This is a genomic window from Acinetobacter sp. WC-743, from assembly GCF_000335555.1.
GTDB lineage: Bacteria > Pseudomonadota > Gammaproteobacteria > Pseudomonadales > Moraxellaceae > Acinetobacter > Acinetobacter bereziniae.
This window is the reverse complement of the sequence record NZ_AMFQ01000106.1, coordinates 21,319-30,535: the sequence shown is the minus strand read 5'-3', so window position 1 is coordinate 30,535 and position 9,217 is coordinate 21,319. Positions and strand designations below refer to the sequence as shown.

The following is a 9,217-nucleotide window of genomic DNA, read 5'->3' as shown; positions in this document are numbered from 1 at the left end:
TCATACAAGTGATTTGGATGATTCATTTATTTTGTACTTTTCAATCATTGATGGTCTTGCTATCGTGAGGCGACATGGATGTCGCCATGTTGAGCGGGGGTAAAGGATGTACCCCTCGCTCAACGAAAGATTTTTGTCACTTTTCATCTCTGAAAAGTGAGGCATCGCTTACGCAAAAGAATTTAAACTTTAGAAGTAAAGCATGGCAGTGCAAGCTTTAGATCATCAAACAATCTATTGATCGCTTTCATTTTATTGATCAAGAGAAATGAAACGCTATTGATGGTTGCGCTTACGGAGCTCCGCTCCTCATCCCAAAATTGGATAAAAACGCAGCAAAACCCCATAGAGATTTATTATTTTTCAATGAGTTGAAGATTTAATTACCTCAAACTCAGGTTAATATAGTCAAATCTATTGAAAAATAAATATATAAAAAGAGAAAACCGAGCAACACATATCGCTCGGTTTTAAATGAAATAGCGTTAACTTTTAGCATGCAACATTTCAGTAAGTCACTCAGCTTTTTTTAACCCAACCTCTAGCTGAATTTGATCTAAGTCTGGAACATGGTAACGAACATTACCTATTTTGACATATTGAAAAATGGTTTTGTCTTCAACAGCGTCTTCAACATCCACCACCTCAGAAATACGTAAACGAATAGAGTTCGGCATTTCATTGCACATTAAAGCAAAACGATCATCCGCCTCTTCACCTTCAATAATCAAGGCGACTCCCAAAGCCTTTCTGGGATCACTGACACTAAAGGTGGGTAATTTCTTTTCATGCCATTCCACTACAGGCACGTGAATTGGACTGTTCTGCGCAGACAGCACCACATTCTGTGGCAACAACATCGGGTCTTTGCCATAACAATTAATAATATAAGCATCAATAAACCCTGTAGACACCGTAATCAGATGTTGCAGTTCCTGCGTACTGATTTTATCAAGCGCAGATTTTTCGATATTTCCTGCCATGAGCGCTCCTATTTAACCGTCAACAAAGCATCAATATTGGCTAATAAATCAGCCTCTTGGAATGGTTTACCCATATAGTTTGTCACACCCAAGCTGAATGCACGTTCGCGATGTTTTTCACCTGTTCGTGAGGTAATCATAATAATTGGCAAGTCACGATGAATTTCATGATGGCGAACCAAATTGGTCACCTCAAATCCATCCATTCGTGGCATTTCAATATCGAGCAACATCAGATCTGGTTTGACATTTTCAAGTTGCTCAATCGCATCAACACCGTCTTTAGCCGTAATCACATCAAAACCTTGACGTTCCAATAAACGTGACGTTACTTTACGCACTGTCACCGAGTCATCCACAATCATAATCAGACGGCGTTGATCGCGATGACGTTGTTTATCTTGTTGTAAATATTCTGCACCACCACGACTTGAACCCTGAACTTGTCGCGCAATATTTTGCCCATCAAGAATCAAACAAACTTGACCATCACCGAGAATCGTTGCACCTGCAATCGCATTAATTGCCGCAAATTGCTTCCCAATCGGTTTTACCACAATTTGAGAACGTGAACCAATTAACTGATCAACCAGAATCGCGACAGATTGACCTAAGCTCCCTTTAATCAATAACACAGGTAATGAATGTGCAAAGCCATGTAAACGTGGCGTCACCTGATTGGCTGTAAATTCACCAAGATAACGCAATTTATAACTTTGGTAATCTATATCGAAATAGTCATTTTGAGTTTCGAAATACTCTTCCAGAGCGGCTGGGGAAATTCGCACAATACGATCAATTTGCGATAATGGCACAGCAAACTGTTGATCACCGACTTTCACCATCAATGCATCACTCACAGCAACTGTTGTTGGCACACGGATGGTAAAAGTAGAGCCATGACCCAATTCAGAACTTACACTGACCTGCCCACCTAGCGATTTAATTTCACTTTGAACCACATCCAGCCCAACACCACGTCCAGAAATCTGGGTGACTTGCTGTGCTGTACTAAAACCAGGATGGAAAATAAATTGTAAAATTTCTTCTGGTTCTAAATGCTGATCTGATTTAATCAAGCCTTTTTCAATGGCTTTATCACGGATAATTGCAGGATCGATTCCTTTACCATCATCTTTAAAGGACACCAAAACATCGGTACCTTGGCGACTAATATTCAAGTCGATTCGACCAGTCAATGGCTTGCCAACTTTTTGTCGCTGCTCTGTATCTTCGATCCCGTGGTCGATGGCATTACGCAACATATGCTCTAATGGAGATACTAATTTCTCCAAAATATTACGATCTAATTCACCTTCCGTATTATTCACCAACAGTTCGGTAGGCTTATTGACCGCCGAGGCTGTTTGGCGTACCAAACGCTGTAATCGTGGTAATAAACGAGAGAAAGGAACAAGTCGGGTACGCATCAGACTTTCTTGAATTTCAGCTTGAATACGTGACTGTTGCAATAATAAGCCTTCAGTATCACGAATTTTCTCCGCTAAAGTGGTTTTAAAGTCCACCAAGTCGGATGCAGATTCAGCAAGCGATTTAGACAATTGATTCAATGATGAATATTGGTCCATTTCCAATGGGTCAAAGTCCGCATAGCGCGCACTTAAATCCCCATGTTTAGCAATAATTTGACTTTCCAACTCGCCTTCCATTCGACGAAGCTGATCTGCCAAACGTTGAATCGCAAGCTCCATATCGGTCAATGTATTTCCCAATTGACCCAAATCCATTTCAATACGCGAGCGGTTAATGGCATTTTCACCAGAAAGATCGATCATCTTCTCAACCAAATCCGCAGAGATACGAATCATCTCATTATTGGTTTCAGTTTTTTCAGAAAGATCCCATTCACCCAACATAGATGGTGGTTCAGTTCCATCTCCTTGAACAAACTCATTATTGGTCTGTTCAAAAATCAAATTGGTTCGAGATAATTTTTCTGGAAGCTGAGCAGAAACATCGACATATTGCATACGGTTTAAATTTAACTTCAAACCATCAAAATTATCGTAACTCTGTTTGAAAATTGCTGCATCTAACCAGTGAAAAGCACTTTCCAATAAACCGTCATAGACATTGGAATTAAAGTTATGCTGACCAAATTGTTCAAATGCATTTTCAAGCTCATAAGCAATATCCGCAACACCTTCCAATTTCACCATTTTTGCACCGCCTTTTAAGCTGTGTGCAATACGTTGCAATTGAAGTAGTAAACTACGGTTACTTCGTTGATCAAACCATTGATTCAAGATATTTAACCCATCATCAATCAGCTCACGAGCTTCCTCAATGAAAGTCTCTTGGGCAATACGCTCAGCGTCATCCAAGACATCTACTTGAGTCTGTTCAACGAATGACTCCGCTTGTTCAAGCGTTGCTTGTTGCTGCTGATCAACAGAAATAACATCAAATTCTGGTGTAACAGACTCGTCAACTAAAACAATCTCATCTTGGGCTTTTTCAGCTATCTCAACATTCGTATCATGCAAGAATTGCTGTTGATCAATATGCTGTAAAACCTCAAGAATGTGTGTTGCAGGATAATCAATAGATTTTTCACGAATCAACTGAATACGATCTGCGACATCATCTTGAATCAAACGAATAGATTGAATAACTTGTGGTCCAGCTTTGAGCTGACCTTTAATCACGCGCTCATAAATTGTTTCGAGTTCATGAGCAATTAAACCAATATGCGTCGCCTGAACCATATTTGCGCCACCTTTTAAAGTGTGCAAATAGCGCATTAAATTATTAAGTGCAGTGGTATCATCTGGATGACTTGACCATGTATTTAGGTCATGATCCATACCCACCAACAGCTCATCTGCCTCCTCGATAAAAATATCCAGAACGTCAGCATCAAACTCACGCTGACTTTGCGCAGAATCTATATTTTGCTTATCGAGATTAATCTGAGTTAAGACATAATGATTGCCTGTCTCAACAGCGTTAATATCAGATACAGCTACTGCCGCATGTTGAACTGCTGGCTCAATGCTTGGTTCAGCAATTTGAATCTGATCTACATCAATTTCTTGATGTACATAATCATGAAGCTCATCCAAAATCGCCTGAGTTGCACCACTCAAGCTGACACGCTGACCAGATGCCAAGGTATCAAATAAATGAATGAATTCTTGATGTGCTTTAGAGAATATTTCGAAAGCATAATCCGTATTCAACAAATCAGGCTTGGCAATAATCTGTGTATATCCGTCTTTGAGTGCAAGACTGAAATCATGAATACCTTGTGACGCACGATTGCCGGTATGATCGACGAGGATCTGAGCCTGTTGAATCAGTTGTTGGAAATATTCTGGATATTCAACTTGAGCGCGTTTATCAAACTCAAATTCAGCATCCAACAATAGATCAATTTCCAAATCGACCAATTGAGTCACTAAACCTGCTTGTGACTGATGATCTTGTTGATATTGATGTTGGAAATCATAACGTTCCCAAGCATCATTAAATTTTTGATAAATCTGGGCTAATTGCGTATCTTGATCACCGGTTTGCTTGAGTACATGCAAATAATCACTGACGAATTCAGCATAATAAGTCAATAAGGCGTTTTCATTTTTAGAAGACTCCGTATCTTCTTGGACCAACACCTTAAACAAATGCTCAACTTTACCGCTTGCCTCAAATACATCCTGAATATGCGCCATAGAAGAACTTCCGCGCAAAGTATGTAATGCTCGAATCAAGCGATTATATTGTTCAGGTGTATGTTGCTCTAAATGCAAAAAGTCTTTGATCGTTGCCAAATGTTCTTCCGACTCTTCAACAAAAATCGTCAGGGTTTCAGAGATTAAACTCTCATCCGAAGTCGGCGTTGTTTCCACAGCAGATTCATCAATTTGAATCAGGTCTGCCACTGCATGCTCTTCGGCATTTTCGTGGTTTGCCAAAGCTGCTACTGTTTCTATATGCTCTACAAGTGGCTCGCTATCAGCAATTTCTAAACCCGTCAGCACATTCTCATGATTGAGGGTATATGCAAGTGACAGTAGATCCGCCAATGCAGGTTCTAAACTCTGTTTCTGCTGTAATTGTTGCCCCAAATACACCAATGGTGCCAAATCTAAATGATGTGGTTGTTTATTTAAAAACTCAGCATACAATTTGAACTTATACACATTAAATACAGCACTGACATATTGTTGAATTTCAGTACTTAATTCCAAGTTTTTTGCAATTACACGATTTAATGTATCTTCAACAGTCCAAGCCAACTCACCTGAACGCTTTGCCCCCACCATACGTCCAGAGCCTTTAAGGGTATGGAAATAGCGACGTACATTCACCAATTCCTTATCTTTGGACTCATCATTTAGCCATTGATCAAGAGAAGCTTGCAACTGTTCAAAAATTTCTTCAAGTTCTTCTACAAAAATTTCTAAAATCTCATCATCCTGATCAAGATAAGCATCTTCAGGTAAAGTGACGTGTTCAACTAAATGTTTTAATATTTCTTTCATAGCTCAGGCTTCTATGTTAGTTCCCGATTTTGGGACTAAAACCTTTCAAAATACAGTCAAGCTGAATGGCTTTAGAAGGCTTTTCACTGTGCGCAATCACTACCGTTTTAGTGTAGAAATTGCGCATATCAAGTCTCAATCGTTTTAGTCTGGTAATTTAAAGTCAGAAACTGATTGACGTAATGAATCCGCCATACTTGCCAATTCAGATACCGAACGTGCTGTATCAAACGTTGCACCCGTAGTTTGCGAAGTAATTTCTTGTACAACATTCATCGTATTGGCAATATGACCTGCTGATGCAGACTGCAATTTCGCTGATTCAGAAATACTTTCAATCAAACCTGCCAAGTTACTCGATACTGTTTGAATTTCACCCAAGGCAACACCCGCATCTTTTGCAAGGTTCGCACCACGCACAACCTCAGAAGTGGTTTGTTCCATTGAAATTACGGCTTCGTTGGTATCGGTCTGAATGGTTTTTACCAGTGTTTCAATCTGCTTGGTCGCTGATGCTGAACGTTCTGCAAGACGTTGTACCTCATCCGCTACCACGGCGAAACCACGACCTGCTTCACCTGCCATAGATGCCTGAATTGCAGCGTTTAATGCCAAGATGTTGGTTTGGTCAGCAATATCGTTAATCAGCGAGACAATGTTACCAATCTCTTGAGAAGATTCACCCAAACGTTTGATACGCTTTGATGTTTCTTGAATCTGCTCACGAATCGTATCCATCCCCTCAATTGAACGGTTTACAACATCTGCACCATTTGACGCGATTTGTACTGAACGTTGTGCTACCTCTGCTGATTCGGCAGCATTGGCAGATACGTGGTCAATTGATTGTGCAATTTCATTAATCGCTGTCGATGCACCCGCAATCTCTTGCGCCTGATGCTCAGATGCCTCAGCCAACTGGTTGGTAATTTGTTGAGTATTTTGGGTATATTGTGCAACTTCTTGAGAAGTCTCATTGATTCGCGATACAAGATCACGTAATTGGTCAATCGCAAAGTTAATCGAGTCTGCAATTGCACCTGTAAAGTCTTCAGATACCGTTGCATACGAACTCAAGTCACCATCTGCCAAATCGGCAATTTCATCCAATAAACGTAAAATCGCATTTTGGTTACGGTCATATTCGTCTTGTAAACGCATTACACGTACTTTATCTGACTCACTACGTAAACCAATCAATTTAAATACAGCAAATAAGAATGCGCCTAAAGCAAACAATAAGATTAAGGCTGGTAAAATTGTACCTACACCTGTATTTACTGAAAGTCGATCTAAGCCTTTTAATAAATTATCAGATTCTGCAAAGATATTTGATGAAGCTTGGCGAACTTTAAAAATTTGATCAGAGTTCTTCAATACTGAAGTCGATGCCAATTGCACAATTTCATTATAATCTGATTTGATACTTTCTAAAGATTCACGCAATTCAGGCTTGTCAATACGGGTTACACCCAAATCTGCATTACCATTTAATTGCGCATTTAAGTATGTTCCGAAAGTTTCAGTATCGGCATTAAAGTCTTCTGCAGAAGCACGCGTATTATCTGAACCGCCGAGTACTGAACCAATTGAACGTAAAATACGTTCTGCAAGGAATACTTGGTTTTTCGCGATTACAACCTGTGTACTTGGCATGTTATCACGTGCCATTTGGTCAACCATTAAGTTATATTCAGCCTGCATGCCAGGAATCACATCTGCAACGGCGATATTGGTGTCGTATAACTGGTTAATGATTTTTTGATGGGTCGCAATCATGTCAATATCAGCAGAAACCTGATTCCAGGTTTTTTCAACCCCTTCAACTGCTTTTGAAGATGCATGAATATCTTTCACAATATCCAAGTTTTCTTTAAATTTCTTTTGTGATGCCACTAAAGCATTGATCGATTCTTTTGACCCTGAAGCTGTTGCTTCTGTTGCTTGACGCGATAATGTTTGAGATAAAAGTTTTAATTCACCCAAACTACGAGTTAAGTCGTTATTTCGAGGAACTGTATAGAATAAAACCAAAAGTAAAATAATCGCAACGATGATGCTGACAATCGCCATTTGAATAAATGGTTTTGATTTGTCACTTTCCCCAAATAACTTTGCAAACTCATCAATTTTCGATTTGGTTTTTGTTAATACGCCCGGACTACTTTTTTGAGCAGTATCCCCTGTATTTTTCTTTTTTAGTTTAAAGCCCATTCAGCTTCTCCCGATTCGCTTAACTCTAATTAGGCGTCAAAGCTAGTTTATAAATTTTTCTGATGCGTTCATGTATTGAGGATCATTCAACAAACGACTGAATAAGAATATGTTCCAAGCTTGGTTGTGCTGTTGGAAATATCCTTGACAATAAGTTTGAAGCTTTTCTTCCAGTTGATTATTTTTAGAAAAAAAGCTTTTTTTATTAAAATGTTGAATCCCCAAAACCTGATCTACGACCAGACCAACATAATGGTCATTATGACTAATACATAAGACTTTTTGAGTAGGTAGAAATTGGCTTCTTTGCCCCGTTAAATAAAAAGCCAAATCGGAAACCGACAATAACCGTCCGCGAATATTCGCTAAACCTTTTACCCAGCCCTGAACATTGGGAACTGGTGTATATTTTGGCGGATAAATAACTTCCGAAACTTCCCCCAATGGAGCAACAAAATATTGCCCCATCATTTCAAATGCAATGCCTGACCATCGGTTTACTTCACTTTCATTGTCAGCGTAATTTTTATTTCCTCGCTTAGACAATCGAAGTAATTCGATAAATCCATTTGCTGCCATACATTATCCTGCTTGCAGATGCTGCTTGATTGTGCTGATCAGCTGATTTTCATCAATTGGTTTTGTTAGATAATCACAAGCACCCTGACGTTTGCCCCACACACGGTCAGTTTCTTGATCTTTGGTACTTACAATCACAATTGGAATATGCTTCGTTGTTGCACCACGAGCAATTTGACGAGTTGCTTGGAAGCCATTGACCCCAGGCATGACCACATCCATCAATACAAGATCTGGTAACTCGGCTTGTGCGATGGTTATCCCATCTGCACCGTTGGTTGCTTCAATCACCTCAAATCCATGTTTAGCCAAGATTTCTTTAAATCTAAACATTTCAGTTGGTGAATCATCAACGATTAAAATTTTTGTCATTCTTTCCCCCAAATTAACCGTTATGCACTCACATGGTTGCGAATTGCATTCAATAATTCATCTTTACTAAATGGTTTGGTTAAATATTCATCAGAACCGACAACTCGACCCTTTGCTTGATCAAATAAGCCATCTTTGCTTGATAGCATAATGACTGGAATATTTTGATAATTTTGAGAATTTTTAATCAATGCACAGGTTTGATAACCATCCAAACGAGGCATCATAATATCAACAAAAACGATATCTGGATTAGCTTCAGCAATCTTAGACAAGGCTTCAAAACCATCTACCGCAGTAACTACTTCACAACCTTCTCTTTGTAATAATGTTTCAGCAGTACGACGAATGGTTTTAGAATCATCGATCACCATGACTTTAAGATTTTGAAATTTATCGTCCATTTAATGCCCCTTTCCGTAAGCTTGGAATGAATTGTGCTGTACAGATTTATTTTTACAATTAATCATGGTTTTTTAACATATATTAACTCACTTTATCAATGAACATTTCTTGTCATAAATCTCACTTCAAATAAAAAAACACAGTAAAGCTCACATAAAA

Annotated in this window: 6 protein-coding genes; all 6 read right to left on the bottom strand. The window is 39.1% G+C overall.

The annotated features are described in order from the left end of the window. Nucleotides 1-515: 515 nt before the first annotated feature. The 6 genes from ACINWC743_RS16720 to pilG all read right to left on the bottom strand — a co-directional run bounded on the left by ACINWC743_RS16720 (nt 516) and on the right by pilG (nt 9,057). Nucleotides 516-983 (bottom strand): hypothetical protein, encoded by a 468-nt coding sequence (locus tag ACINWC743_RS16720; RefSeq protein ID WP_009586246.1) that lies wholly within the window; start codon nt 981-983, stop codon nt 516-518. A gap of 8 nt (nt 984-991) precedes the next feature. Next, nucleotides 992-5,488 carry an Hpt domain-containing protein gene (locus ACINWC743_RS16715; RefSeq protein ID WP_009586241.1) on the bottom strand — a complete coding sequence of 1,499 codons (4,497 nt, stop codon included), beginning with the start codon at nt 5,486-5,488 and terminating at the stop codon, nt 992-994. 144 nt (nt 5,489-5,632) lie between these two features. Next, the gene (locus tag ACINWC743_RS16710) at nt 5,633-7,702 is read right to left on the bottom strand and encodes a methyl-accepting chemotaxis protein (RefSeq protein WP_004827618.1); all 2,070 of its coding nucleotides are present in this window, start codon (nt 7,700-7,702) and stop codon (nt 5,633-5,635) included. 42 nt (nt 7,703-7,744) lie between these two features. Beyond that, nucleotides 7,745-8,281, bottom strand: coding sequence for a chemotaxis protein CheW (locus ACINWC743_RS16705; RefSeq protein WP_004827616.1), 537 nt, complete (start codon nt 8,279-8,281; stop codon nt 7,745-7,747). A gap of 3 nt (nt 8,282-8,284) precedes the next feature. Continuing rightward, nucleotides 8,285-8,653 carry a response regulator gene (locus tag ACINWC743_RS16700; RefSeq protein WP_004827615.1) on the bottom strand — a complete coding sequence of 123 codons (369 nt, stop codon included), beginning with the start codon at nt 8,651-8,653 and terminating at the stop codon, nt 8,285-8,287. A 20-nt stretch (nt 8,654-8,673) separates the two neighbouring features. Further along, nucleotides 8,674-9,057, bottom strand: coding sequence for a twitching motility response regulator PilG (gene pilG, locus ACINWC743_RS16695; protein WP_004827613.1), 384 nt, complete (start codon nt 9,055-9,057; stop codon nt 8,674-8,676). Nucleotides 9,058-9,217 lie beyond the last annotated feature (160 nt).

Excerpts from the sequence above, each read along its gene's own strand:
- pilG (WP_004827613.1), bottom strand. The coding sequence starts at position 9,057 with ATGGACGATAAATTTCAAAATCTTAAAGTCATGGTGATCGATGATTCT.
- ACINWC743_RS16715 (WP_009586241.1), bottom strand. The coding sequence starts at position 5,488 with ATGAAAGAAATATTAAAACATTTAGTTGAACACGTCACTTTACCTGAA.
- ACINWC743_RS16720 (WP_009586246.1), bottom strand. The coding sequence starts at position 983 with ATGGCAGGAAATATCGAAAAATCTGCGCTTGATAAAATCAGTACGCAG.
- ACINWC743_RS16705 (WP_004827616.1), bottom strand. The coding sequence starts at position 8,281 with ATGGCAGCAAATGGATTTATCGAATTACTTCGATTGTCTAAGCGAGGA.
- ACINWC743_RS16710 (WP_004827618.1), bottom strand. The coding sequence starts at position 7,702 with ATGGGCTTTAAACTAAAAAAGAAAAATACAGGGGATACTGCTCAAAAA.
- ACINWC743_RS16700 (WP_004827615.1), bottom strand. The coding sequence starts at position 8,653 with ATGACAAAAATTTTAATCGTTGATGATTCACCAACTGAAATGTTTAGA.